Source organism: Mesorhizobium sp. M1406 (assembly GCF_040317555.1).
In the GTDB taxonomy this organism is placed as follows: Bacteria; Pseudomonadota; Alphaproteobacteria; order Rhizobiales; family Rhizobiaceae; genus Mesorhizobium.
In genome coordinates, this window is sequence record NZ_JAMYKW010000051.1 from 1 (window position 1) to 25,542 (window position 25,542).

At 63.4% G+C, this 25,542-nt stretch carries 26 protein-coding genes; 12 read left to right on the forward strand and 14 right to left on the reverse strand.

The features are described from left to right. Nucleotides 1–781: helix-turn-helix domain-containing protein (locus tag NKH03_RS27360; RefSeq protein WP_352971820.1), on the reverse strand; the 781-nt coding region annotated here is incomplete at its 3' end. A gap of 505 nt (nucleotides 782–1,286) precedes the next feature. Here NKH03_RS27360 and NKH03_RS27365 point away from each other — a divergent pair. Then, nucleotides 1,287–1,913, forward strand: a complete 627-nt coding sequence (locus NKH03_RS27365; RefSeq protein ID WP_352971823.1) for a DUF1062 domain-containing protein — start codon at nucleotides 1,287–1,289, stop codon at nucleotides 1,911–1,913. Nucleotides 1,914–1,975: 62 nt separating this feature from the next. Here the strand turns inward: NKH03_RS27365 and typA are convergent, their stop codons facing one another. Continuing rightward, nucleotides 1,976–3,805, reverse strand: a complete 1,830-nt coding sequence (typA, locus tag NKH03_RS27370; protein WP_352865101.1) for a translational GTPase TypA — start codon at nucleotides 3,803–3,805, stop codon at nucleotides 1,976–1,978. Nucleotides 3,806–4,002: 197 nt separating this feature from the next. Here typA and NKH03_RS27375 point away from each other — a divergent pair, with 197 nt between their 5' ends. Beyond that, nucleotides 4,003–4,284: a hypothetical protein gene (locus NKH03_RS27375; RefSeq protein ID WP_352865104.1), complete on the forward strand. Its 282-nt coding sequence runs from the start codon at nucleotides 4,003–4,005 to the stop codon at nucleotides 4,282–4,284. Between the two features lie 43 nt (nucleotides 4,285–4,327). Here the strand turns inward: NKH03_RS27375 and NKH03_RS27380 are convergent, their stop codons facing one another. Together NKH03_RS27380 and NKH03_RS27385 are read right to left on the reverse strand one after the other, a co-directional pair. Beyond that, nucleotides 4,328–5,902 carry an alkaline phosphatase D family protein gene (locus NKH03_RS27380; protein ID WP_352971826.1) on the reverse strand — a complete coding sequence of 525 codons (1,575 nt, stop codon included), beginning with the start codon at nucleotides 5,900–5,902 and terminating at the stop codon, nucleotides 4,328–4,330. Between the two features lie 144 nt (nucleotides 5,903–6,046). Then, nucleotides 6,047–7,330: an MFS transporter gene (locus tag NKH03_RS27385; protein ID WP_352865110.1), complete on the reverse strand. Its 1,284-nt coding sequence runs from the start codon at nucleotides 7,328–7,330 to the stop codon at nucleotides 6,047–6,049. A 74-nt stretch (nucleotides 7,331–7,404) separates the two neighbouring features. Here NKH03_RS27385 and NKH03_RS27390 point away from each other — a divergent pair, with 74 nt between their 5' ends. Next, on the forward strand, nucleotides 7,405–8,022 hold the full coding sequence (locus NKH03_RS27390; protein WP_352971829.1) for a TetR/AcrR family transcriptional regulator: 618 nt from the start codon (nucleotides 7,405–7,407) through the stop codon (nucleotides 8,020–8,022). A gap of 44 nt (nucleotides 8,023–8,066) precedes the next feature. After that, on the forward strand, nucleotides 8,067–8,660 hold the full coding sequence (locus NKH03_RS27395; protein ID WP_352971831.1) for a hypothetical protein: 594 nt from the start codon (nucleotides 8,067–8,069) through the stop codon (nucleotides 8,658–8,660). 10 nt (nucleotides 8,661–8,670) lie between these two features. Here NKH03_RS27395 and ppa read toward each other — a convergent pair whose 3' ends face one another. From ppa to NKH03_RS27425, 6 genes are all read right to left on the reverse strand, one after another. Beyond that, a complete protein-coding gene (gene ppa, locus NKH03_RS27400; protein ID WP_352865116.1) occupies nucleotides 8,671–9,204 on the reverse strand; it encodes an inorganic diphosphatase in 534 nt (177 codons plus the stop codon). 112 nt (nucleotides 9,205–9,316) lie between these two features. Further along, on the reverse strand, nucleotides 9,317–9,823 hold the full coding sequence (locus tag NKH03_RS27405) for a GNAT family N-acetyltransferase (protein WP_056586049.1): 507 nt from the start codon (nucleotides 9,821–9,823) through the stop codon (nucleotides 9,317–9,319). A gap of 117 nt (nucleotides 9,824–9,940) precedes the next feature. After that, complete coding sequence (locus NKH03_RS27410; protein ID WP_352971834.1) at nucleotides 9,941–10,579, reverse strand: TPM domain-containing protein; 639 nt, start codon at nucleotides 10,577–10,579, stop codon at nucleotides 9,941–9,943. 8 nt (nucleotides 10,580–10,587) lie between these two features. Continuing rightward, a complete protein-coding gene (locus NKH03_RS27415; protein ID WP_352971837.1) occupies nucleotides 10,588–11,472 on the reverse strand; it encodes a TPM domain-containing protein in 885 nt (294 codons plus the stop codon). 4 nt (nucleotides 11,473–11,476) lie between these two features. After that, a complete protein-coding gene (locus NKH03_RS27420) occupies nucleotides 11,477–12,322 on the reverse strand; it encodes a TPM domain-containing protein (protein WP_352971840.1) in 846 nt (281 codons plus the stop codon). A 177-nt stretch (nucleotides 12,323–12,499) separates the two neighbouring features. Then, nucleotides 12,500–13,138 carry a LemA family protein gene (locus tag NKH03_RS27425; protein WP_352971843.1) on the reverse strand — a complete coding sequence of 213 codons (639 nt, stop codon included), beginning with the start codon at nucleotides 13,136–13,138 and terminating at the stop codon, nucleotides 12,500–12,502. Nucleotides 13,139–13,300: 162 nt separating this feature from the next. Here NKH03_RS27425 and NKH03_RS27430 point away from each other — a divergent pair, with 162 nt between their 5' ends. The 6 genes from NKH03_RS27430 (at nucleotide 13,301) to NKH03_RS27455 (ending at nucleotide 18,590) form a co-directional block, all read left to right on the forward strand. Continuing rightward, nucleotides 13,301–13,552: a hypothetical protein gene (locus NKH03_RS27430; protein WP_352971846.1), complete on the forward strand. Its 252-nt coding sequence runs from the start codon at nucleotides 13,301–13,303 to the stop codon at nucleotides 13,550–13,552. A gap of 13 nt (nucleotides 13,553–13,565) precedes the next feature. Further along, nucleotides 13,566–14,450: a pyridoxal kinase PdxY gene (gene pdxY / locus NKH03_RS27435; protein WP_352971849.1), complete on the forward strand. Its 885-nt coding sequence runs from the start codon at nucleotides 13,566–13,568 to the stop codon at nucleotides 14,448–14,450. Further along, nucleotides 14,447–15,217 (forward strand): DUF429 domain-containing protein, encoded by a 771-nt coding sequence (locus NKH03_RS27440; protein WP_352971852.1) that lies wholly within the window; start codon nucleotides 14,447–14,449, stop codon nucleotides 15,215–15,217. The genes pdxY and NKH03_RS27440 overlap by 4 nt, the downstream gene beginning before the upstream one ends. Nucleotides 15,218–15,363: 146 nt before the next feature. Next, on the forward strand, nucleotides 15,364–16,008 hold the full coding sequence (locus NKH03_RS27445) for a carbonic anhydrase (protein ID WP_352866113.1): 645 nt from the start codon (nucleotides 15,364–15,366) through the stop codon (nucleotides 16,006–16,008). Further along, nucleotides 16,005–16,439 (forward strand): nuclear transport factor 2 family protein, encoded by a 435-nt coding sequence (locus NKH03_RS27450; protein WP_352866115.1) that lies wholly within the window; start codon nucleotides 16,005–16,007, stop codon nucleotides 16,437–16,439. The genes NKH03_RS27445 and NKH03_RS27450 overlap by 4 nt, the downstream gene beginning before the upstream one ends. Nucleotides 16,440–16,535: 96 nt before the next feature. Then, nucleotides 16,536–18,590: a M3 family metallopeptidase gene (locus NKH03_RS27455; protein WP_352971855.1), complete on the forward strand. Its 2,055-nt coding sequence runs from the start codon at nucleotides 16,536–16,538 to the stop codon at nucleotides 18,588–18,590. A gap of 144 nt (nucleotides 18,591–18,734) precedes the next feature. On the opposite strand, the gene NKH03_RS27460 is transcribed toward NKH03_RS27455, so the two are convergent. The 4 genes from NKH03_RS27460 to NKH03_RS27475 form a co-directional block, all read right to left on the reverse strand. Further along, nucleotides 18,735–20,231, reverse strand: coding sequence for a M81 family metallopeptidase (locus NKH03_RS27460; RefSeq protein ID WP_352971858.1), 1,497 nt, complete (start codon nucleotides 20,229–20,231; stop codon nucleotides 18,735–18,737). A 23-nt stretch (nucleotides 20,232–20,254) separates the two neighbouring features. Next, on the reverse strand, nucleotides 20,255–21,094 hold the full coding sequence (locus NKH03_RS27465) for a carbohydrate ABC transporter permease (RefSeq protein ID WP_352971861.1): 840 nt from the start codon (nucleotides 21,092–21,094) through the stop codon (nucleotides 20,255–20,257). Continuing rightward, nucleotides 21,091–21,960: a carbohydrate ABC transporter permease gene (locus NKH03_RS27470; protein ID WP_352971864.1), complete on the reverse strand. Its 870-nt coding sequence runs from the start codon at nucleotides 21,958–21,960 to the stop codon at nucleotides 21,091–21,093. The genes NKH03_RS27465 and NKH03_RS27470 overlap by 4 nt, the downstream gene beginning before the upstream one ends. Nucleotides 21,961–22,252: 292 nt before the next feature. Further along, the gene (locus tag NKH03_RS27475; RefSeq protein WP_352971866.1) at nucleotides 22,253–23,485 is read right to left on the reverse strand and encodes an ABC transporter substrate-binding protein; all 1,233 of its coding nucleotides are present in this window, start codon (nucleotides 23,483–23,485) and stop codon (nucleotides 22,253–22,255) included. Nucleotides 23,486–23,664: 179 nt separating this feature from the next. On the opposite strand from NKH03_RS27475, the gene NKH03_RS27480 reads away from it, so the two are divergent. Beyond that, nucleotides 23,665–24,471 carry an SDR family oxidoreductase gene (locus tag NKH03_RS27480; protein ID WP_352971869.1) on the forward strand — a complete coding sequence of 269 codons (807 nt, stop codon included), beginning with the start codon at nucleotides 23,665–23,667 and terminating at the stop codon, nucleotides 24,469–24,471. A gap of 2 nt (nucleotides 24,472–24,473) precedes the next feature. Further along, nucleotides 24,474–25,541, forward strand: coding sequence for an ABC transporter ATP-binding protein (locus tag NKH03_RS27485; RefSeq protein ID WP_352971872.1), 1,068 nt, complete (start codon nucleotides 24,474–24,476; stop codon nucleotides 25,539–25,541). Nucleotide 25,542 lies beyond the last annotated feature (1 nt).

Genomic DNA, 25,542 nt, shown 5'->3' on the forward strand with positions numbered 1-25,542 from the left:
CCATCGGCAGCATGGTCAGGTGGAAACGCTCATGGCGCCCGTTCTGCTGCGGCTTGCCCGGCTGGATGCGCTCAAGGGCGATGCCGAGCTTGATGAAGCGCGCCGCAAGCGGCGTCAGCCCGGTGACGCCGGTCGACGCAAATGGTGAGCCATTGTCGCTTCTGAAGCGATCCGGCAGGCCGTTCTCCTCAAACAACCGCTCAAACACCGGCCAAGCCTCCTCATCCGCCGTCGAACTCGTTGCCTCGAGCCCCAACAGGTAGCGGCTCGACACATCCATCACCGTCAGCGGTTCGCAGCGCCACTGGTCGCGGGTCCGGAACCAGCCCTTGTGGTCCCCGGTCCACACCGCGTTCGGCTCCGAAGCTTCCGGCCATGGGCCATTGCCTGCCGCCTTCCAGCGTTTGCGCCTGCGCCCCACAAGTCCATGCCGCTTCAGTATCTCACCAGCCGTCGAGACCGCTGGCCAGCCGCCGCAGGGCTCCGCACGCTTGAGCCTGGCAATGATCTTCTTGGGCCCCCACAGCGGATGCGCCTCTTTCATAGCCACGATCCGCTCCACCACATCCGCGGCCGTCGCCCGGCCGTGATTGAGCGGCGCACGCGGCAGATCATGCAGGCCCACCGGCCCAAGCTCCCGGTAGCGTTCAAGCCATTTGTAGCCGGTCTTGCGAGAGATCTCGAAGGCCGCACACAATTGCGTCATCGTCTCCTCGCCAGAAAGGCATTCCACCACAAACCGAAGCCGTTCATCCATGAGTACAGTCTCTCGCCAAACCATCGCCGGTCCTCCCGGCGAGGAAGAAAACTGTCACCCATCTAATCAGTCCATTCTGTTACCTATCTATCCGGTTCGGACAACAGCCCCCTTCTCCCCGTCACTATACGGGGAGAAGTGCCCGGCAGGGCGATGAGGGGCGGCGCCGACATCAGCAACTGTGCGACTCTTGTTATGCATCAACTGCCGAACCCCTTGCCCGGCCTGCATCTCGCGGCTAGAAGTGCTGCCGCGAAACAATTTTGAGCTTCACTTTGCCTACGTAACCGCCGGTCTCGTCAACTCCCCCGACACACTGCATGACGCCGCATTCGCGGTGTCTGTTTCATTTTCATGTGTTCCTCTGGGCGGCGGTTCGAGACCGGTTTGGCACTGCTGAACCGCGTCGCGCGGCTTTTGCCCGTGACACCCGATTTCCAAAAACCGCAGCCTATCGCCACGCCGTGCCCGCATGGGCATCTCGACATCGCCGGCCTGATGAACTTCCCGACGGGAAGGGCTTATCGGCATGTCCGGATTTCTGCGCATCCACTGGGCTATCGCGCCCAAAATCGCACCGCGACCGCTCATCAACTGCAATCGCTGCGGCACTGTGAAAGCCTATTGCAGCAGCGGGAAATTCCGCGTCAACGCCAACGGCAAGCGCATCGATGTCTGGCTGATCTACCGCTGCATCGACTGTGACAATTCCTGGAATTTCGGCATTTTCGAGCGCTGCAACCGCCGCGACATCGAGCCTGCTTTGCTGCAGGCGCTCGAAAGCAACGATCCGGGGCTGGCCCGCCGCCATGCCTTCGATGTCGTCGCGCTGCGAAACCGGATCGGGCGCCTTGAGGAATTTCCCGATGTCGCCGTTCACAAGCACAGACTTGGCGGCGCAAGGGAGACGGCAACCGCGCTGGAACTCCAGCTTGGCCTCGAAATACCGACGTCCCTGCGACTCGATCGGCTGCTCGCCGGCGAACTCGGCATCTCGCGATCACGGCTTCAAGCGCTGGAAGAGCGACGATTGCTGGTCGTTCATCCCGACGGTGCCAAAGCCTTGCGCAAGCCGGCCCGCCAGGGAATGACCATCCGCATGGATCTGGCCGGTGAAGTAGACCAGGACGACATTATGTCGGCTGCCGGTGGATGAACGAAAGAGGGGCGGAGCAATGGTTTGCTTCGCCCCTCTCAGTCGTTTGGAAATAAAGAAGCTTATGCCGCGCCGACCGCCTTGGCCGACTTCTCGAATCGCTTGCGCTCGTTCGGGTCGAGATAGAGCTTGCGCAGCCGGATCGTCTTCGGCGTCACTTCGACCAGTTCGTCGTCCTGGATCCAGGCCAAGGCCTTCTCCAGCGTCATGCGGATCGGCGGGGTCAGCTTCACCGCCTCGTCCTTACCGGCGGCGCGGATGTTGGTCAGCTTCTTGCCCTTGAGCACGTTCACTTCGAGATCGTTGTCTCTGGAATGGATGCCGATGATCATGCCCTGATAGACCTTGACGCCCGGGTCGATGACCATCGGGCCGCGGTCTTCCAGGTTCCACATGGCGTAGGCCACCGCCTCGCCCTGCTCGTTGGAGATCAGCACACCGTTGGTGCGGCCAGGCAATTCGCCCTTGTAGGGCTCATAGGCATGGAACAGCCGGTTCATCACGGCGGTGCCGCGCGTGTCGGTCAACAGTTCCGACTGGTAGCCGATCAGGCCGCGCGTCGGCGCGTGGAAGACGATGCGCTGGCGGTTGCCGCCGGACGGACGCAGTTCGACCATCTCTGCCTTGCGCTCCGACATCTTCTGCACGACGATGCCGGCATGCTCCTCGTCGACGTCGATGACGACTTCCTCGACCGGCTCGAGAAGCTCGCCATTTTCGCCCTTCTGCATGACGACGCGCGGACGCGACACGGCGATTTCAAAGCCTTCGCGGCGCATCGTCTCGATCAGCACGGCCAGCTGCAATTCGCCGCGGCCGGAGACGAAGAACGAATCCTTGTCGGGCGATTCCTCGATCTTCAGCGCGACATTGCCTTCGGCCTCGCGCAGCAGGCGGTCGCGGATGACGCGGCTGGTCACCTTGTCGCCTTCGGTGCCGGCCAGCGGACTGTCATTGACGAGGAAGGACATGGTCACGGTCGGCGGATCGATCGGCTGCGCATGCAGCGGCTCGCTCACCGCCGGATCGCAGAACGTGTCGGCGACGGTGCCTTTCGACAGGCCGGCAATGGCGACGATGTCGCCCGCCTGGGCTTCTTCGATCGGCTGGCGCTCAAGGCCGCGGAAAGCGAGGATCTTGGAGATGCGGCCGGTTTCCACCAGCGTGCCGTCATGGTGCAGCACCTTGACCGGCTGGTTGGATTTCAGTGTGCCGCTCTCGATGCGACCGGTGATGATGCGGCCGAGGAACGGATTGGCTTCCAGGATGGTGCCGATCATGCGGAACGGGCCGGGATGCACGGTCGGCGCCGGCACATGCTTGATGACGAGGTCGAACAGCGGCGCCAACTGCTGGTCCTTCGGTCCTTCCGGATTTTCCGAAACCCAGCCGTCACGGCCCGAACCGTACAGAATCGGGAAGTCGAGCTGCTCGTCGGTGGCGTCGAGTGCTGCGAACAGGTCGAACACCTCGTTGACCACTTCGACATGGCGGGCGTCTGGACGGTCGATCTTGTTGATGACGACAATCGGCTTCAGGCCGACCTTGAGCGCCTTGCCGACGACGAATTTGGTCTGCGGCATCGGCCCTTCGGCCGCGTCGACCAGCACGATGGCTGAGTCCACCATCGACAGGATGCGTTCGACCTCGCCGCCAAAATCGGCGTGGCCGGGGGTGTCGACGATGTTGATGCGGGTATCCTTCCAATCGACCGAGGTCGCCTTGGCCAGGATGGTGATGCCGCGTTCCTTTTCGAGGTCGTTGGAATCCATGGCGCGTTCGGCGACACGCTGGTTGTCCCGGAAGGAGCCGGATTGGCGGAGCAATTGGTCGACGAGGGTGGTTTTTCCATGGTCGACGTGCGCGATGATCGCGATATTACGGATTTTCATGTTCTGGTCTCGGAAGCGTTGCAGGCAGCAGGCCAAAAGGCGCTGCCTCTTTCGGTTGCGCGGCTCATACAGGGTTTTTCGCAGTTGCGAAAGAGGAGGCGCGCCACCAAATACTCATCAAATCTTAAGCATCCGCGTGTGAGATGATTTTGTTAACCAAGGCGGGAACCTTTCCGGGCCCGGGCAGTTCGAAAATCATGACCGATAAACTCAACCGATTTTGGCCACTCATCGCGTCCGCGGCCTTTGCAATCCTGCTGGCCGCCAACGCCGCGCAGTCGGCCGCGACGCTGCGCGAGACGCGCCCCGTCGCGCAGTCCGGCACGCAGACAGCCGAGCAGGTCTTCGCCGACGCACCCGACGGTGTCGACCCGATGGTGACCGGCCCGGTCAGCGCCTCCTTCAAGCATAGGCAGGATACCGCCAACTGCGACAGCGCCGTCTGGCCGAACATTCCAATGGTCTGCTACCCAGACTAAGACGTGGCGGGCGTCCGGGACGCTTTTCCAACAGACCGCGCGCTTACGCCGACCGCACCGGGTCGAGCGTCACCTTGAACAGTTCGTTGTCGTCGCGATCCATCAGCCGCACCGTCATCTGCTCGCTGGCGCCTGAAATATCGACCAGCCCGAAGAATTGCAGGCCCGCCGATGGCGGCAGGTTCTGACCCTGTTCGGCGGTCGGCGCCTTGATGAACTTCAGCTCCGGCCCGAATGTCATGTCAAAATCATTGGGGCCGAACGTGCCGGCATGGATCGGGCCCGAGACGAATTCCCAGAACGGATTGAAATCCTGGAACCGCGCCTTGTCCGGGTTGTAGTGGTGGGCGGCCGTGTAATGCACGTCGGCGGTCAGCCAGACTGTGTTGCTGATGCCGGCGTTCTTGATGAAGCGCAGCAGGTCGGCGATCTCGAGCTCGCGTCCCTTTGGCAAGCCACTATCGCCATTGCTGACCGCTTCGGCACCGACTTTCTTGGCGCCGTCGTCCCAGACGACGAGGCCGAGCGGCATGTCGGCGGCAATGATTTTCCAGGTCGCCTTCGAATTCGCCAGTTCGCGCTTCAGCCATTTCGTCTGCTGTTCGCCCAGTATGCGCGATTGCGGTGTCATCTCATCTTGCATGTCCGGACCGTTGGAGCCGCGATAGGACCGCATGTCGAGGAAGAACACGTCGAGCAGCGGCCCGTAAGCGATTTTGCGATAGACGCGGCCGGGCTCGGACGGCTCGTAGCGGATCGTCGTCATCTCGTGGAAGGCGCGCGCCGCACGGGCCGCCAGCACATGGATGGACTTCTCCGTGTAGCGATTGTCGGCGCTGAGGTCCTTCGAGTCCGACCAGTTGTTCAGAACTTCGTGGTCGTCCCACTGGTAGAAGGTCGGGCAGATGGCGCTCAGGCCGAGCACGTTCCTGTCCATCATGTTGTATTTCCATTGGTCCCGGTATTCGTCCAGCGTCTCGGCGACCTTGCGCTTGCCGTCGATCAGCACGGCGTTCTTCCACTTGCCGCCGCCGGGCAGGTCGACCTCGTCCTTCATGGCGCCGTCGGCATAGATGGTGTCGCCCGAATGCAGGAAGAAATCGGGCGTGTGCCTGCCGATCGTGGCGTAGGTCTTCATGCCGGTCTCGTCGATGCCCCAGCCCTGGCCGGCTGTGTCGCCCGACCAGGCAAAGCGGATGTCGCGCTTCGACGCCGGCGCCGTCCTGAAGCGACCTGTGATCGGCTCGGAAACGGCGTTGATGTCGGCTAGATCGGCTGACGTCATGCGGTAGAAGATGTCCTGATCGGAAGCGAGGTCGGTGAGAAGCCGTTTGACGGTGTAATCGCTGGCCGGTGATGTATCGAGTGGTGCCAGGCGCGTCGCATTGGCGAAACTTTCCGTCGACGACACCTCGAACATGACGCGCGACGGGCGGTCGGTACGCGTCCACACCATGCCGCTGATGGCGTCGACATCGCCCGACTGGACGCCATGGGTGAAGGCCGGCCGCTGATTGGCACGCGAATAGTATGGCAGCGCCAAGCTCGAGACCCCGGCCAGGCCAATGGCGCTGGCGGACGTGACGAAGGCGCGGCGGGTCATCGAAAGCTTGTTCATGGCTGTTTCCTGGATGGCTTGAACGGTGCCACCAAGGTCCAGCGTCAATGTTTCAGGCGCATCTCGGGACGATGAAGTTTTGGTAACAACCACATCTTCCCTTCTCCCCTTGTGGGACCCACAAGGGGAGAAGGGAAGAGCAGCTCAAGCCGCTTGCGGCTCCGGATCAAACGCCGGGCGATTTGTATTGATCAGCAGCGAGATACAGGCGGCGGCAATCGCCGTCATGCCGGCAATCAGGAAGGCCAGTTCGTAATTGCCTTGCAATTCGCGCATGGTGCCGCCGAAAGCCGCCGCGGTCGCCGCACCGATCTGGTGGCCGGCGACGATCCAGCCGAACACGATCGGTCCGCTGCGATCGCCGAACGCTTCGTTGGCGAGCCTTAGCGTCGGCGGCACGGTGGCGATCCAGTCGAGGCCGTAGAGCACGGCGAAGATGATCAGGCTGGTCGCCGAGAAGCCGGAATAGGGCAGATAGATCAGCGACAGGCCGCGAATGCCGTAATAGACGCCAAGCAGCTTGCGCGGATCGTAGCGGTCGGTGAGCCAGCCCGACAGCGTCGTGCCGATCAGGTCGAAAATGCCCATCATCGACAGCAGGCCGGCGGCCTGCACCTCGCCGATGCCCATGTCGCCGCAGAAGGCGATCAGATGCGTGCCGACCAGCCCGTTGGTGGTGAAGCCGCAGACGAAGAAGGTGGCGAACAGATACCAGAACACCCGCGTGCCGGCGGCGCGGCGCAGCGTCGAGAACGTATGCGCGAGGAAATTGCCCTGTGACGCGGGCGGAGCCGGCGGCAGGTCGTCGGCATCGGCGCCGTAGCGCACCATGCCGATCGAGGCCGGCCGCTCCGGCACCAGCAGCCAGACCAGCGGTATCAGGGCCGCGGTGGCGATCGCCACCGCAATGACGACCGGCTGCCAGCCGCCCGACTGCGCCAACGCGGCGATCAGCGGCAGGAACACCAGCATGCCCGATGCGCTGGAGGCCGACATCAATCCCATGACAAGGCCGCGATTGGTCTTGAACCAGCGGTTGACGATGGTGGCGCCGAGCACGCTGGCGACAGCGCCGGAACCGATGCCCGAGAACACGCCCCAGGTGATGAACAGATGCCAGGGCTTGGTCATCAGCAGGCTGAGCGCGGTAGAGCCCGACATCACCATCAGGGAGGCGAGCAGCGTGCGGCGCAGCCCGATGCGCTCCATCAGCGCCGCGGCGAATGGACCGGTGAGACCGTAAAGCAGGATGCCGACACCAGCGGCCAGCGAGATGACGTCGCGCCGCCAGCCAAAGCTATTCTCCAGCGGCAGCATCATGACGGCGGGCGCTGACCGCAGGCCGGCCGCAACCAGCAGGCAGAGAAAGATGATGCCAACCACGACGAAGGCGTAGCGCTGGCCAAAGGGACGAGATTGAGTTATCATGTTACTGACCGGTACGTTGCAGGGTAGGAACAGGTATACGTACCGATCGGTAACATTGTCAATCGAGTCACACGATGCCAACGGACAAAAATATTGATCTGACCATCAGCGACGGTCATGCATCGGCGCCGCCGAAAGCCGCCAAGAAGATACTCGATGTGGCCTATGATCTGTTCTACCGGCGCGGCATCAGGGCGATCGGCGTCGACGAGATCGTCAAACGCGCCGGCGTCACCAAGCCCAGCCTCTATCGCAGCTTTCCGTCCAAGGATGAGTTGGCCGCTTCCTATCTCAGGCAATACGATCTTGAATACTGGGAGCGTTTCGACGAGGCGGTCGCCGCTCATCCCGGCGACCCGCGCGCGCAGCTCAAGGCCTTCCTGACCCGCATCGGCAAGCGCACGCAAGTGGCGGACTATCGCGGCTGCGGCATGACCAATGCGGCGGTCGAATATCCCGACCACAGCCATCCGGCCCGCATGGTCAGCGAGGCCAACAAGCAGGAATTGCGCCGCCGCCTGCGCGCCATGGCGGTTGCGATGGGCGCGCAGGATCCCGACACGCTGGGCGACGGCCTGCTGCTCCTGATCGAAGGCGCCTATATCAGCGGCCAGTTGTTCGGGCTCGGCGGCCCGGCGCAAGCGGTCGCCCGCAACGCCGATCTGCTGATCGAAGCCAGCTTGAAGAAATAGCATTTGGCGCTACGCTGCGATGCCCTGCAACGGAGATGTCCGCGATGCGTAGCCTGCTGATTTCGCTCACCCTCGCCGGCTTCTGCCAGGCCGCACACGCCGATGGCATTGCAAGCGCCTACACCGATCTCGACTCGAAGAAGGATTGCGTGACCTACGCGCAGGCCGAGGAAGGCGACGGCGACTGGGCCCAACTCGCCTGTTCGGGTTATCGCGGCTATCCCGTGCTGATTGCCTATGACGATGCTCGTGAATCGCTGTTCTACGGTTTTCCGCCCGGCGGCGACATGACGACGGTCTGGGAGAGCTTTTCCGGTTTCAATTCATCCGGAGCCAAGATCGAATGGCGCATCGAGACCAAGGGCGAGACCGCAGTGCCCTTTGCCGTCATCCATCGCCGCTCGATCAGCAACGCGGATGACGAAAAAAAGCCGACCGAGGTACTGCTCGTCGCCAAGGTCGGCCAGATGGGGACCCGCGACGGCTGCACCGTCGGCCTGGTGCTAGCCACCGGCAATCCAGGCGCCAACGATCAGGCGCGCAAGCTTGCCGACGACAAGGCGCGAACCTTCGCCTGCGGCAAGGACAGGCACACCGTCATCGGCAACGTGCCGGCTTTCGGCCGGGTCGATAACTGAGCACGATGGGCTACTTGCCCGCCTTGGCCCGCTCGATCGCGTCGACGATCATCTTCTTGGCATATTTGGAATCGTGCCAGCCTTCGATCTTGACCCATTTGCCGGGCTCGAGATCCTTGTAGTGCTCGAAGAAGTGCTGCACCTGCTGGCGCGTGATGTCGGGCAGCTGGGTGTATTCGGTGACGTTCTCGTAGCGCAGCGTCAGCTTCGGTGACGGCACGGCGATGATCTTCTCGTCCTGGCCGGCATTGTCTTCCATGATCAGCACGCCGATCGGCCGCACGTTGATGACGCAGCCCGGCACCAGCGCGCGTGTGTTGCAGACCAGCACGTCGATCGGATCGCCGTCGCCCGACAGCGTGTGCGGCACGAAGCCGTAATTGCCGGGGTAGCGCATCGAGGTGTGCAGGAAGCGGTCGACGAACAGCGTGCCGGCTTCCTTGTCCATCTCATACTTGATCGGCTCGCCGCCGATCGGCACCTCGATGATGACGTTGACGTCCTCAGGCGGATTCTTTCCACTGGCTATGGCTTCAATGCGCATGGCTTTGTCCCTCTTTTGATGAGAGATCGATAGCGGGCGGCGCGCCATGGTGCAATGCGGCGAATGGTGCTGGGTACGATCGGAAGACGCGGGCGGCCGAAAAGCCGGGCTGTCATTCCCAGACGAAAGCGACCTTCTTCAGCGCTTTCTGCTCGAAGATCTCGACGCCCTCGGCGACATCGCGGCCGCCGGCGCCGGCATAAAAGGCAAGCGCGTTCTGGTTGTCTTCCAGCGCCCAAACCACCATGCCTTTCAGCCCATGATCGGCCAGACGCGCCCTGGCAGCCGCGAACAGCCGGCTGCCAAGCCCGATGCCCTGATATTCCGGGCGCAGGTACAATTCGTAGATTTCGCCCTGCTGGCGCAGTTCGCGGGCCCGGTTCTTGCCGATCGTCGCATAGCCGGCGATCTTGCCGCCGATTTCGACCACCAGAACGGTGGCGGCGCGGCGAATCGCATTCGCCCACCAGTCGGCGCCGCGGCGGTTGATCATCGATGTCAGGGTGCGGTGCGGAATAATGCCGGAATAGGCGCCGCGCCAGGCCTCCAGATGCACCTCGGCGATGGCGCTGGCATCGCGCGGGTCGGCCTTCCTGATGTCGATGGTCAGCGTATTCATGATTTGTTAACCATAAACCCGCATCGCCCGATTGCAAGAGTCCGGGCGGCCCGCCGCCGGCTTTCTCACAGGCGATCGTCGCATTAGCGAGGTGCCTTCGAAGTCCCTCTGAAGAACTCAGATTTCGACCAGATGGTCGTCCAGTTCGTTGCTGTCACCCACCGTGACCGGGAAATGCTCGGCCAGCACCGCCCCCACCTGCTCGATCGCCTTGACGAAGCCGTCGGCAAGCCGGTCGGCGCCGGCATGCGCCGTAAGGTCGCGCACAACGCCATCCCAGACAGGTTGGCCGACCTTGGCGTCGATGCCCGAGTCGGCGACCACTTCGGCATAGCGCTCGGCGATGGAGACGAAGACCAGAACCCCGGTGCGCGCCGTGGTGCGGTGGACGTTGCGGGCGAGGAACTGCTTGATCGCGTTGGCATGCGCCGCCTGATAGCGCAGCCGCCTTGGCACCAGATGGATACGCAGGCCGGGCAGCGCCCACAACATGGCCAGCACACAGGCCAGCGCCAGGAGCTGGGCGAGGACGAAATGCGGCAGCCGGATCGACAGCCACCAGGCTTCCAGCCCATAGCCAACGGCCAGGCTGACGATCAGCATGCCCATGGTCGCCATGAAGGCGGCCGGGAAGAAATAGCCGTCGCTGGCATGCGCCACGACGCAGTAGATCTCGCCGTCGGTTTTCGATTCGGCGGCGCGGATCGCGTTTGCGATGCGCTCATGGTCCTGCGGGCTGATTGGTCGTGTTGCCATGATCTGTCTCACCAGCTTCCTGAAGAACCGCCACCACCGGATGAGCCGCCGCCGCCGGAAAACCCGCCACCGCTGCTTGACCCCGAAGACCAGCCACTGCTCGAACTTCCCGACGACCAGCCGCTGCTCGACGACGAACCCGTTGTCCAGCCGCTGCGGCCCGAGGACCCGCTCGGTCCGCGGCCGTAACGAAACGTCATGCCCAGCCATTTGTACACGCCCGGCGAAAGCTTTGTGCCGAACATCGGCGGCAGGAACGCCATCGCCAGCCCACCGAAGAACAGCGTCGCCCACAAGATCAGGAAGACCGCGACGATTGGGTCGATGGAAGTACTGTTGTCCGCGGGATTGCGCTTGCCGCGCGCTTCCAGTTCTTCCGGATTGCCTTCCAGCACCATGACCATGTCGTCGACGGCCTTTTCTATGCCGCCGGAGAAATCGCCGGCGCGGAAGGCCGGCACCATGTCGTTTTCGATGATCAGCTTGGTGTGCAGGTCGGTCAGCGTGCCTTCCAGGCCATAGCCGACCTCGATGCGCATCTTGCGGTCGTTCTTCGCCACCAGCAAAAGCACGCCATTGTTTTCGCCCGCCTGGCCGAGTTTCCAGAAGCGGAACAGCCGGTTGGCGTAAGGCTCGATCTCCTCGCCGTCGAGGCTGGGAATCGTCGCGACGACGATTTGGTCGGAGCCTTTTGTCTCGAAATCGGCAAGCTTCCGCGTCAGCGCCGCTTTGGTCGCGGCATCGATGATGCCGGCATTGTCGACGACACGGCCGGTCAGCGCCGGCAGGTCGGCGGCGTGGGCCGCAAACCCCAGGAACAGCGCCGCCATAGCCATCAGGACAGCCGAGGCGAAGCGGCCGGGTCTCGACAGGCTGATGCTGCGGATCGTCATGCCATCACCAGCCTCCCGACGATCCGCCGCCGCCTGACGAACCGCCGCCGCCGGAAAAGCCGCCACCGCCACCCGAGGACCAGCCACCGCCGGAACCTCCCGACGACCAGCCGCCACCGGAGGATCGCCGGTGTGGCTCGAAGGTCATGCCGAGCCAGCGATAGCGGCCGGGCCCAAGCTTCCGGCCGAAGATCGGCGGCAGGACGGAAACCGCGATGCTGCCGAAGAAGATGATCGCCCAGATGCTGATGAAGACGGCGAAGAACAGGTCGTCGGAATCGAAGGGCGCCTGCTGGTTGCGCTCGCCGCGCGCCTCCAGCTCCTCCGGATTGCCTTCCAGCACCATGATCATGTCGTCGACGGCCTTGCTGATCCCGCCGGAGAAATCGCCGGCGCGGAAGGCCGGCACCATGTCGTTTTCGATGATCAGCTTGGTGTGCAGGTCGGTCAGCGTGCCTTCCAGGCCGTAGCCGACCTCGATGCGCATCTTGCGGTCGTTCGGCGCCACCAGCAGCAGGACGCCGTTGTTTTCCTTCGCTTGGCCGAGTTTCCAGAAGCGAAACAGCCGGTTGGCGTAAGGCTCGATCTCCTCGCCGTCGAGGCTGGGAATCGTCGCGACAACGATCTGGTCGGAGCCTTTTGTCTCGAAATCTGCAAGCTTCCGCGTCAGCGCCGCCTTGGTCGACGCATCGATGATACCGGCATTGTCGACGACACGGCCTGTCAGGGCGGGAAGTTCGGCGGCGAAGGCGGTGATGGGGAGGAAGAAGAGGCTGGCAAGAAGGCTAAGAAAGGAAAGGTAGGTGTTCCGCGGCGCCCCCCTCTGTCCTGCCGGACATCTCCCCCTCAAGGGGGGAGATTGGACGTCACACCGGCCTTCGCCAATCACCGACGCAGAAGGATGAGCAATGCGCTCGAAACTGCCAATCTCCCCCCTTGAGGGGGAGATGTCCGGCAGGACAGAGGGGGGTGTTTGCACGCCAGCAGTCCGTCATTTCGCGAGATTTATTCCGATGACAGTCGACGATCACCCGCCCTGCTTCGTGCCGAAATCGACCTTCGGCGTCTGCAGCTTGTCGTCCTCGATGGTGAAATTGGCGAAGGGCTGGTTGCCACGGAACCAGAAGGTCGCCCACAGCACCGAGGGGAAGGTCCTCAGCGTCAGATTGTAGTCCTTGACCGCCAGGATGTAGTCGCGTCGCGCCACCGCGATGCGGTTTTCGGTGCCTTCGAGCTGCGCCTGCAGCGCCAGGAAATTCTGGTTGGCCTTGAGGTCGGGATAGTTCTCGACCACGGCCAAGAGCCGCGACAGCGCGCTGGTCAGGCCGGCCTGGCTGTCCTGGAACTTCTTGAAGGCTTCGGGGTCGTTCAGAGTTTCCGGAGTCACCGTGATCTGGGTGGCCTTGGCACGCGCTTCGACCACCGCGTCGAGCGTGTCCTTTTCGTGCGAGGCATAGCCCTTGACCGTCTCGACCAGGTTGGGGATGAGGTCGGCGCGGCGCTGATACTGGTTCAGCACCTCGCTCCATGCCGCCTTGGCGCTTTCCTCTGCCGTCGGGATGGTGTTGTAGCCGCAGCCGGCAAGCAGCGGCAGCACGATCGCCATCATCAGGAAGGCGGGCAGCGTGCGGAACATGGACGGTGAGGCAAGGCGATGGGCAAGCATGATGGGGTCCCTCGGTAGAAGTTGCATGCGAAGCATTACCACAATCGGCGCGCAAGAAAACGCTCCACCGGCAGGCGCTTGCGTGGCACGCCCGATGCCGTTGCAAGGCCCTGTGATTGACCGTGCGAACGCGGTAAGGTCCTGTCGAAACAGGACATCACCATGGCGGAACGCCAGGACAGCGAGAAGGAATCGCGCCGTATCCTCGAGCGCGTGGCGCGCGAGACGGATCCGGCCGGCAACTCGTTTGTGGCGCGGGCCACGAAAGGCCTGCACGATCACGTCACCGCGGCCGATGCCGATCCTGCCGATCCGATCGAAGTCTGGGGCACCCGCATTGGCCGGACGCTCGGCCTGCTGCTGGCGCTGGGCCTGATGGTCTGGCTCGTGCTTTACGTCATCCAGGGCAGTTAGGAATCAAACAACAATGAGCGCCGAACAAACCGACGCGCCGCGTGCGGTCATCGTCATTTCCAGCCATGTCGCGCGCGGCTCGGTCGGCAACCGTGCCGCCGTGTTCGCGCTGGAGACGCTGGGCTTTCCGGTCTGGGCGGTGCCGACGGTCATCCTGCCCTGGCATCCCGGCCATGGTCGAGCGACGCGCATCGTGCCGCCGCTCGACCAGTTCAAGGCGTTGATGGCCGATCTCGAGCGCGCGCCATGGCTGGGTGAGGTCGGCGCCGTGCTGTCCGGCTATCTCGGCGAGGCCGGCCAGGCCGAGGCCGTCGCTTCGGTGGTCGCCGCGGTGAAGGCAAGGACGCCTGACGCCGTCTATATCTGCGATCCGGTGATGGGTGATTCGGGCGGGCTCTATGTGCCCGAACCGACCGCCATCGCCATGCGCGACCGGCTGATGCCGATCGCCGACATCGCCACCCCCAACCGCTACGAACTGGAATGGATGGCCGGCGCCCCGTTGCCCGACCTGAAATCGGTGATCGCGGCCGCCCTCCATGCCGGGCCATCGACCATGCTGGTCACCTCGGCGCCGTCGATGATGACGGGCGGCACCGGCAACCTGTTGCTCGATGGCAGCCAGGCGCTGCTTGCCGAGCATCGCCTGATCGACAAGCCGCCGAATGGTCTGGGCGACCTGACGGCGGCCGTCTACCTGGCGCGCATCCTGTCCGGCCAGCCGCCGATCAAGGCGCTGCAATCGACGACGGCGGCGGTCTACGAGATCCTGGCGCGAACCGCCAAGCGCGGCGGCGACGAACTGCAACTCGAAACCGATGCGCAGAGCCTGTCGCACCCGATGGCGATGGTGCAGCTTCGCCACCTCACGCATCCGGAGCGGGACCGCCGGGCGTGACATCGACTGAGGCCCTGCTTGTCGGCGTCGACGGCTGCAAGGCCGGCTGGATTGCCGTCCGGGGCGCGTTTGGCATGGCACCTTCCGTCGCTGTCTTTGCAAGCTTCGCTGCCCTGCTTGCGTCATTCCCCGACGATGCGGTCATCGCGGTCGACATGCCGATCGGCCTGCCCGAGCTTTCGGGCAAAGGCGGACGTGGCCCGGAAGCGCTGGTGCGGCCATTGCTCGGGGCACGCCAATCCAGCGTCTTTTCGATCCCGTCCCGCGCCGCGCTCTATGCCGACACCAACGACTTCACCACCATGGAAGTCTGGTATGCCGCGCATATCAGGGCAAGCGAGGTGGCCAAAACCACATCCGACCCGCCGCGCGGCGTGTCGATCCAGGCGTTCGGCATTTTTGCCAAGATCCGCGAGATCGACGCACTGCTGATCGCGCGACCCGATCTGCGTGGCCGCGTTTTCGAATCGCATCCGGAGGTCGCCTTCTGCCGGCTGAATGGCGATCAGGCCATGCGGCTGCCGAAGAAGATCAAGGGCAGCATCAATCCCGACGGCATGGCGGAACGCAAGGCGCTGCTCTGCCGGCATGGCTACGAGATGGGCTTCCTCGACCAGCCGCCACCACGCGGTGCGGCCGCCGATGACTTCCTTGACGCTGCAGCGATGATGCTGATCGCCGGCCGCATCGCCGAAGGCGAGGCACGGCCGTTTCCCGACCCGCCGCTCATCGATCGTGTTGGCATACCGGTTGCCATTTGGGCGTGAGGGTGCCTGCGAGAGTCGCGCTTCGTGCCTGGCTTTTACGACAAGCTCCTACAATTCTGCATTGCTCGCGACGGGCTTTTGCCGCTAGAGGCTTCTCTCGACTGCAACGAGCTGCCGCCTCCAACCCGGAAAGGCCTTAGCCGCCCATGCCTCACCTTCCCGACCATCTCCTCGCCGGCTACCGCAATTTCATGAGCGGCCGCTATCTCACCGAGAGCGGACGCTATCGAGAGCTTGCCCGCGAAGGCCAGGCGCCGGAAACGATGATCGTCGCCTGTTGCGACTCCCGCGCAGCCCCCGAGGCGATCTTCGACGCCGGGCCCGGCGAACTCTTCGTGCTGCGCAATGTCGGCAATCTGGTGCCGCCCTACGCACCGGACGGCGAATTCCATTCGACCTCCGCCGCGCTCGAATTCGCCGTGCAGAGCTTGAAGGTCAAGAATATCGTCGTCATGGGCCATGGCCGCTGCGGCGGCATCCGCGCCGCGCTCGACACCAATTTCGCACCGCTGTCACCCGGCGACTTCATCGGCAAATGGATGAGTCTCATCGCACCGGCCGCCGAAACCGTGTCCTCCAGCACCTTCATGACGGCGTCGGAGCGTCAGACCGCGCTGGAGCGGATTTCGATTCGCTATTCCATCGCCAATCTCCGGACCTTCCCTTGCGTCTCGATCCTCGAAGGCAAGGGTCGGCTGTCGCTGCACGGCGCCTGGTTCGACATTTCGACTGGTGAACTCTGGGTGATGAACAAGGAGACCGGCGATTTCGAGCGGCCGGAGCTGGGATGAACGCAGCGGCGCGCAAGGTGGTGAACCTCCGGTCGACTGTTTTTACGGCGGCCGCGCTGCTGATCGCGACTATTGCCGCCCGCGCCGATGATCGCGCCATCATCAGCCGCTGGTATTCGGCGCTGCTGGTCGCCGACCGCACGGAACTGTCCGACCTGCTTGCCGACGATGTCCGCATCAAGTTGGACGACCTCGGCATTGTGCAAAGCAAGCAGGAATTCATTGCCTCCATCGACGAATGGAAAGATGCGGTTGCCGGTGCTGCGATCCGGCACAGGATCGAGAAGAGCGAAGGCGGCGTCACCACGGTGGTCGCCTGTTACGATTTCCCCAACAACGACATGCTGATGCAGGAAACCTTCGCGGTGGCCGACAACCGCATCACCGCCAGTTCGCAAGCGGCGATCGCCGAGAACTGCGACGGCTTCTGAGGCGGATATCGGCCACCTGTGATATTGCGGGTCCGCCGGCCGCGTCCTACATCGGTACCGACCCACCCCGCCGCCTTCATCAGCGAAAGACTGTCCATGCATTCCACGAAAGCCGTCGATCTCGCCGCCCATCCGCTGACCGCGTGGCAAGGGCCGCTCGGCCTGCCTGATTTCACGCGCATTGGCGACGGCGATTTTTCCCCGGTCCTTGATGCGGCGCTGAAGGCGCATGAGGCCGAGATCGAGGCGATCGCCGGCAATGAAGATACGCCGACCATCGAGAACACGCTTGCCGCGCTGGAACTCGGCGGCGAGGCGCTCGACCGTGTCTCGTCGATCTTCTGGTGCCGCGCCGGCGCCCACACCAATGAAACGATCCAGGCGCTGGAACGCGACATCTCGCCAAAGATGTCCAGGCATTTCTCGGCGATTTCGATGAATGAGAGGCTGTTTGCCCGAATCGACGATCTCTATCAGCGCCGCGAGAGCCTGAAGCTCGACGCCGAGACGCTGCGCGTGCTGGAGAAGACCTGGAAAGGCTTTGTCCGCTCGGGCGCGAAGCTTGATGCCGAGGGCAAGAAGCGGCTGGCCAAAATCAGCGAGGAGCTGTCCTCGCTCGGCACCAGCTTCGGGCAGAATGTGCTGGCCGACGAGCGCGACTGGGCGCTGTTCCTCGACGAGGCCGACCTAGCCGGCCTGCCGGACTTTCTGAAAAGCTCGATGGCCGAAGCCGCCGAAATGCGCGGCCAGAAGGGTCGCTGTGCCGTCACCCTGTCGCGCTCGATCTATGAGCCGTTCTCGACCTTTTCGGAGCGCCGCGACCTGCGCGAGATCGCTTTCCGCGCCTTCACCATGCGCGGCCAGAATGGCGGCGCCACCGACAACACATCCGTAGTACGCGACATGCTGAAGCTGCGCGCCGAAAAGGCAAAGCTGCTCGGCTACGCCTCCTTCGCCGCGCTGAAGCTCGACGACACCATGGCCAAAACGCCGAAGGCGGTGCACGCGCTGCTTGATCCCGTGTGGGAGAAGGCGCTGGAAAAGGCCGCGGCCGACCGGACCGACCTGCAGCGGCTGGCGACGCAGGCAGGCAGCAACGAAAAATTCGCCGCCTGGGACTGGCGCTTTTACCAGGAGAAACTGCGTGCGGAGAAGTTCGCCTTCGACGAGGCCGAGCTGAAACCCTATTTGCAGCTCGACCGGATCATCGACGCCTGCTTCGACGTGGCGACACGGCTGTTCGGCATCACTTTCGAGGAGAAGAAGGGCATTGCCGCCTGGCACCCCGACGCGCGCGTGTTCGTGGTGAAAAATGCCGACGGCAGCGAGCGCGGCCTGTTCCTCGCCGATTATTTCGCTAGGCCGTCAAAGCGATCCGGCGCCTGGATGAGCGCGCTGCAATCCGGCTATGGGCTTGGCCACGGCTCGAAACCGGTGATCTACAACATCATGAACTTCGCCAAGCCGCCGGTCGGCGAGCCGGCTCTGCTGTCGGTCGACGAGGCGAAGACGCTGTTCCACGAGTTCGGCCATGCGCTGCACGGCATGCTGACCGACGTCACCTGGCCGTCGGTGGCGGGCACCTCGGTCAGCCGCGATTTCGTCGAACTGCCCTCGCAGCTCTACGAGCACTGGCTGACCGTGCCGGCGGTGCTGGAAAAGCACGCTTTGCATGTGAAGACCGGCAAGCCGATGCCCAAGGCGCTGCTCGATAAGATGCTGGCCGCGCGGACTTTCGGCGCTGGCTTTGCAACTGTGGAATTCACCGCTTCCGCCTTGATGGACATGGCCTATCATGCGCGGGCGGATGCGCCGCAGGAGCCGCTTCGTTTCGAAACCGAAACGCTCGAAAAGCTTGACATGCCGGACACTATCGCGATGCGCCATCGCACCCCCCATTTTGGCCACGTGTTTTCCGGTGACGGCTACTCCGCCGGCTATTACTCCTACATGTGGTCGGAAGTGCTCGATGCCGACGCCTTTGCCGCTTTCGAGGAGACGGGCGACCCCTTCAACCCGGCACTCGCCGAGCGGCTGCGCAAGAACATCTACGCCGCCGGCGGCTCGAAAGACCCGGAAGAGCTCTATACGGCGTTTCGCGGCAAGATGCCGTCGCCGGAAGCAATGATGGTGAAGCGCGGGCTGGTGTAGCGCTGGGTAATCTCCCCCCTCGAGGGGGAGATGGCCGCGAAGCGGCCAGAGGGGGTCGTCGCGCGTGAAGCGCCGACCTCGCGCAGAAGAAGGCCGAGCCTGGTTGGACCGACCCCCTCTGTCGCCTTCGGCGACATCTCCCCCTCAAGGGGGGAGAATATCAGCGTCACCCTCCCAAGGATCCGCCACCCGCGGCCAGATCGGCCGCGTTAGCTTGGTGTAGTTGGTCACCGCTGGATTGCTGGGATACGAACTCGGTGCCGAGACATAGATGATCTCGGCGGCGATCGGCTCGAAGCCGGCGTAGAAATGATTGGTCGACTTGATCAGCAGCATATCCTTGGCCAGCGGATCGACGCCGATATTGGAAAAGATATCCGGCTCGAAGGTCTGGGTGCGATTGGTGTTGAGGATGATATCGACCTCGGTGCCTTCGATGCGGACCAAGGCCGTCGGCCCAAGCGTCACCCGGCTTGGCCCGAAACTTTGCCAACCCTCCGCAACCGCCCTCAGCACCTTGATCCGTGCGTCGATCGGTTCGCCGGCCTGCGGCCCGGCCTTGCCGCCGAAACGCAGGTCGATCACCGCGCCCTCGCCCGCCGCCTGACAGAAGGTCACGGCGATCGGATCCCAGATCGTTGCCACGCCAAATTTGTCCAGGCCACGCGCCAGCATATGGCGCAGCACCAAGGTGCCGTCACCTGGAACGCCGCCGCCAGGATTGTCCCAGATATCGGCAATGACCACCGGCTTGCCCGGATTTTCCGCGCGCACGGCCAGCGCCCGATCGATGCCGTCGGCAGCGCTCAGCATGGTCATCGCCGTCTTCTCGCGCAGCGCGTAGAGCTCCCGCCCCAGCTTCTCAGCCAGCGCGTCGCCCTTGGCCTTGTCATTGTCGGTGACGACCAGGAGGCGAGTGCCCATCTCGGCCACATCGGCCGCCATGAAGCCGTGGATGACCGAGACCGACAGCACGCCGTCCCTGCCGTGCAGCGCCTTGATACGGTCGACAAAGGAGCGCATCGGCTCGCGGCTGGTCGGCAGTACCTGGATCATGCGGCAGTCGAAGGTCGAGATGACAGGCTTGATCTCGCCGCGCGCTGCTGCCAAGCCGAGCTCGACGACATGTTCGCCGCGCTCGTAGAAATCGGTGTGCGGAAATTCAAGGAAGTAGGCGAGGATGTCCGAGGCCGCCACGCGCTTCGGCGTCAGATGGCTGTGCGGATCGAGTTCGACCGCGATCACCACGTCCGGTCCGACCATGTCGCGGACGCGCTCGAGCAGATCGCCTTCGCAGTCGTCATAGCCTTGCGCCACCATGGCGCCATGCAGGCCGAGGATCACCGCATCGACCGGCAGCGCCGCCTTGAGCTGGCCCAGGATCTCGTCGCGCAGCGCCTCGTAGGTCTGCCGCTGCACCAGGCCGCCCGGTTCCGCCCAGGTGGCGGTGCCCTCGATGACATCGAGGCCTTCGGCGACTGCCCGCCGGCGCAGCGCGACCATCGGCGAGGAGCACAGCGTCGGTGTTTCCGGATGCTTGCCGGGCCCTGCATAGAAGGCCATCTCGAACGAGGCCCGGTCGGTCGGCACCGGCGAGAAGGTGTTGGTTTCCGTCGCCAGCGAGGCGGTGAAAATGCGCATGAAAGCTCCGTCGTGAATAGGCGCTATTTGACCGCTCCGAGCGCCAGCCCGCGAACGAGGTAGCGTTGCAGCCAGATGAACAGGATGGCGACCGGCAAGGTCGCCAGCAGCGTCGCGGCCATGACGTGGTGCCATTCGATGGTGTAGCGGCCGGCGACCAGCGAAAACACCTGGATCGGCAGCGTGTAGCTTTCCTGGCTGCGCAGCATGGTGAGCGCGACGACGAATTCGTTCCAGGCATTGATGAAGGTGAAGATCGCGGTCACCGCGATCGCCGGCAGGCACAGCGGCAGGAACACCTTGCGCAAGGTCAGCCAGCGGCCGGCGCCTTCCATCCAGGCCGCCTCCTCGAGATCGCGCGGAATGGTGTCGAAATAGCTCTGCAGCATCCACACCGTGAAGGCGACGTTGAAGGCCATGTAGATGAAGCCAAGCGCCGTCGTACTCTCGACTAGGCCCCAGGCGGCCATCAGCCGGAACAGGCCGAGCACCAGCACGATCGGCGAGATCATCTGCGAAATCAGCAGGAACTGGCGCAAGGCGCCGTATCCGGCAAAGCGGAAGCGCGACATCGCATAGGCCGCCGGAACCGAGATCAGGATGGCGCCGACGGTGGCGATCACGGACACGTAGAGCGAATTCATCAGCGCCTGGCCGAAGCCGGTCGCCACCCACATGTCGGAGAAGTTGGACCAGCGGAACTCGCTCGGCCACCAGTTCGGCGACAGCACTTCCTGTCGTGGCTTGACCGCGGTCAGGAACATCACGGCGAAGGGAAAGAGCGTCACCACGATCAGCGGCGCCAGCAGCAGCCAGGCAATGATCGAACGCTTCAGCTTGCCCGCCATGAGCCGATTTGTCATGCGCGTTGCTCCCGCATCGCCAGCCGCACATAGATCATGGTGAAGACCAGCAATATGGCGAACATCACCAGCGACACCGCCGACGCTTCGCCGAGTTTGCCGATGCGGAAGGCCAGCTTGTAGAGATGGGTGACCAGGATGTCCGTCGAGTTGGCCGGCCCGCCTTGCGTCATCACCCAGATGATCGGGAAGGAATTGAAGACGTAGATGGTGTTGAGCACGATGGCGATGTTGATGAACGGTTTTAAGAGCGGAAAGGTTATCTCGCGGAACTGCTGCAGCGGCGTCGCCCCTTCGAGCGCCGCCGCCTCGTAGAGGTCGTCCGGGATAGACGACAGGCCGCCAAGGAAGATCGTCGTCGTGAACGGCACCGTCACCAGGATACCGATCAGCACTTGCATGGGGAAAGCGGTTTCGGCGCTCGCCAGCCACTGGATGTTGTGGTCGATGAGGCCGAGGCCGATCAGCGCCGAATTCAGCATGCCGCTTTCGCCGCTCAGCGCCCAGCGCCAGACCACCGCGGTCATGGTCAGCGACACCGCCCAGGGCAGCATGATGATGACGCGGGCAATACCCCGGCCATGGAAATCGGTGTTGAGGATCATCGCCACCGGGACAGACAAGAGCAGCGCACCGCCGACGACCATCACGGTCCATTGGCCGGTGCGCCAGAGCGCGGCCATGAAATCGGGATCGGCAGTGAGTGCCGCGAAATTGGCGAAGTCGTTGAATTCACGAAGCTGGCCGAAGCGGTTGACATCATGTGTCGAGATCTGGATCAGGTCCCAGACCGGCCAGAAAATAACGACCGCCGCCAGGAACAGGCTGGGCAAGGTCAGGAGATAGGGCAAGAAACGGTTTTGCATCGGCTGGCTTTATACCGTGTTGGACATCAGTAGTGCTGGCGTGCCAGCTCGGGTCAATCTCGCATATCAGTCCTGGTCTGGAGCAGCGCTTCAGGGTTTGAATTTCCTGCCGGCGTTTGCGCCGTCCCTCACCTGCCTGCCGGCATCGCGGCCAGCCCCTATCTCCCCGTCACGGAGAGAAATGCCCGGCAGGGCAAGGGGCGGCACTGATATCGACGAATCCGTCTTTCCGCTGAGAAGTGTGGCGCGCCCCGCCTGAGTGGGACGCGCCACGGGCGCGGGGAGATACGCCCTATTTCTTCAGCACGGCGTTGGCCTTGGCGGCTGCGTCTTTCAAGCCTGCCTCGGGGTCGCCGCCGAGATAGATCTTCTGCATGGCGTCCGACGTGATCTGGGCAACCTCTTCCCAGCCCGGAATGACCGGCGCGAAGCGGGCGTCGGGCAACAGCGCCGTGAATGCCGCCAGATCGGCATTGTTGACGTAGTAGTCCATTTTCGCCTCTTCCTTGTTCACCGGCAGGAAGCCTTCGCCCTGTGTGAACTTGGCACGCTGTTCCGTGGTGAACAGGAAGTCGAGCAGCTTCCAGGCCTCGTCCTTGTTCTTGGAGTTCTTGAACATGATGATGGAATCGGTAACGCCATAGGTGCCGCGCGCGCCGGTCGGTCCGGCCGGAATGGCCGCCACGCCATACTTCAGGTTCGGCGCCTCGTCCTTGATCTGGTTGGACAGGAAGGGTGCGGTGATCATCATGCCGACCTTGCCCTGCTTGAACAGGTTCTGCACGTCCTCGCGGTTGTTGGATGTGACGCCGGGCTCCGTCAGCCCTTCGTCGATCATCGACTTGTAGAGCTTGGCGGCTTCAAGCGCGCCTGGCGCGCTGAGGCCGGAGGTGCCGTCCTTGTTGAGAATTTCGGTGCCGTAGGACCACATCGCGTAGTAGTAATAGACGTCGGTCTCGATCTCCTTGCCCTGCAGGCCGAAACCGAAGGTGCCGGACCCCAGCGCCTTGATCTTGCGCGCGTCTTCCTGCAGCTCGGTCCAGGTTGCCGGCGGATTGGCGATGCCGGCTTTCTCGAACAGCTCCTTGTTGTAGTACATGGCGCGCGCCGAGGCGGCGATCGGCAAGCCGTAGGTCTTGCCGTCCATGATCGAGGGCGACAGGAAGGTGTCGATGAAGCGGTCCTTGAAGTCGGGCTTGATGTAGCTGTCGAGCGGTTCGGCGACATCCTGCTGGACGAAGTCGATCAGCCAGCGCGTGCCGATGATCGACAGATCGGCATTGGTGCCGGCGGTGATGTCGGTGGTCAACTTCTGCAGCAGCACATCCCACGGCACCACCTCGAATTTGACGGTGATGCCGGGATTCGCCGCCTCGAATTCCTTCTTGACGTCGGCGAAATAGGGAGCAGTCTTGGCGCTATACTCGGCGACCGTGACGCGCACCTCGCCCGCATTCGCCTGCGCCGCGATTGCCAGCATGCTCATTCCGGCCATCAGGCCGACAGTCCATTTTGCAAGGCTCATTTGATCTCTCCCATTTTGATTTTGCGCCTGCGCGCTCTTCGTGCCGGAGCTGAAGATTATGTGACTTTCCTACATTATCGATGATTTGAAGGCTTGCAAGCAGATTATTCTGTTGCAAAATTACATTTGCAGGCCTAGGCATTGCACGATCTGTCAGGACTCCCGGAGGATGACGCACGGTGGTTTCGCGACCCAAGTTCGAAGGTGGGGCCAAGTCCGAAGGCAGGGCCGAGTTCGAAGGCAAGACTGTCGTGGTGACGGGTGCTGGCGGCGGCCTCGGCACCGCCATCGTGGCGCTGATGGCGCAAAGAGGCGCCAGGGTCATAGGCTGCGACCAGTCGAGCGAGGCGTTGAAAAGCCCGCATTTTGCCTCCCGCCATGTCTTCGATCTTCTCGACAAGGCGTCGATCGCCACGGCGATCGCCGCGATCCTCGAGCGGGATGGCGTGCCCGACGTTCTCATCAACAATGCCGGCTGGACGCGCGCCGAGACGATTTCGGCGCTCGATCCCGACAGAATAGAGCAGGAACTCGGCCTCAACCTGACCGGCGTGATGAACTTCGCCGACCCGCTGGTCAAGGCGATGGCCGGGCGCGGCTCCGGCAGCGTCGTCTTCATCTCGTCGGTCAACGCCATCGCGCATTTCGGCAATCCCGCCTATGCCGCGGCCAAGGCCGGCATCAACGCCTATGCCAAGGCGATCGCCGTCGAGCTCGGCCGGAGCGGCCTGCGCGCCAATGTCGTCTGCCCCGGATCGATCCGCACCGCCGCCTGGGACCACCGCCTTGCCAAGGATCCCGAAATTCTCGGCAAGCTTCGGCGGCTCTATCCGCTCGGCCGCATCGTCAACGCTTCGGAAGTGGCGGAAGCCGTCGCCTTCCTTGCGTCCGATCGCGCATCTGGAATAACAGGTGTGGTGATGCCCGTGGACGCGGGGCTGACCGCCGGTTGCCTGCCCTTCATCGACGACATTCTGGGAGCGTGACCATGACCGACGTCGAGTTTCGCGACCTGTCGAAATCCTTCGGGCAGCACAAGATCCTCGAGAACATCAGCCTCGATATCAAGAGCGGCGAGTTCGTCGTGCTGGTCGGCCCGTCCGGCTGCGGCAAGTCGACCTTGCTGCGCATGCTGGCCGGGCTGGAGACGATCACCTCCGGCGATCTGTTGATCGGCGGCGTGCGCGCCAACGCGCTGCCGCCGCAGCAGCGCAACATCGCCATGGTGTTCCAGTCCTATGCGTTGTTTCCGCATCTGAAGGCAGCGGACAATATCGGCTTTGGCCCGAAAATACGCGGCGAGGCACGCGAGGCGGTCGACCAGAAGGTCAAGAAGGCGTCCGGCGTTCTCAATCTCTTCTCCTATCTCGACCGCTACCCCCGCCAGCTGTCGGGTGGCCAGCGCCAGCGCGTCGCCATGGGCCGCGCCATCGTGCGCGAGCCGTCGGTGTTTCTGTTCGACGAGCCCTTGTCCAACCTCGACGCGCAATTGCGCGTGCAGATGCGCGTCGAGATCAAGGCGCTGCACCAGCGGTTGAAATCGACGATCGTCTATGTCACCCACGACCAGATCGAAGCCATGACCATGGCAGACCGCATCGTGGTGATGGACCGCGGGCGGATCCAGCAGGTCGGGGCGCCGCTGGAGCTTTATGACAGGCCGGCCAACAAGTTCGTCGCCAGCTTCCTCGGCTCCCCGTCGATGAGTTTCGTCTCGGGCTCTCTCAGGACATCGCCTGAGAAAACCTGGTTCGAATCGGCCGGTGGCGGGCGGCTTGCGCTTGCCGGCAAACAGGTGCCGGCGGGCAGTGCGGTGGAGGCTGGCATCCGGCCCGAGCACTTTGTCATCGGCGAGGCTGCCGACGCGATGGCGATCAAGGTGGATGTCGTCGAGCCGACCGGCTCCGAAACCCATGTTTATGGCGCCATCGGCGCTGATACAGTGCGCGCTGTGTTCCGCGACAGGGTGCCGGTCAGGCCGGGCGACTTGCTGCCGGTGACCGTCAACCCCGGCAACGTCCACCTGTTCGACAAGGCGACGGGCCTGCCTCTATGAA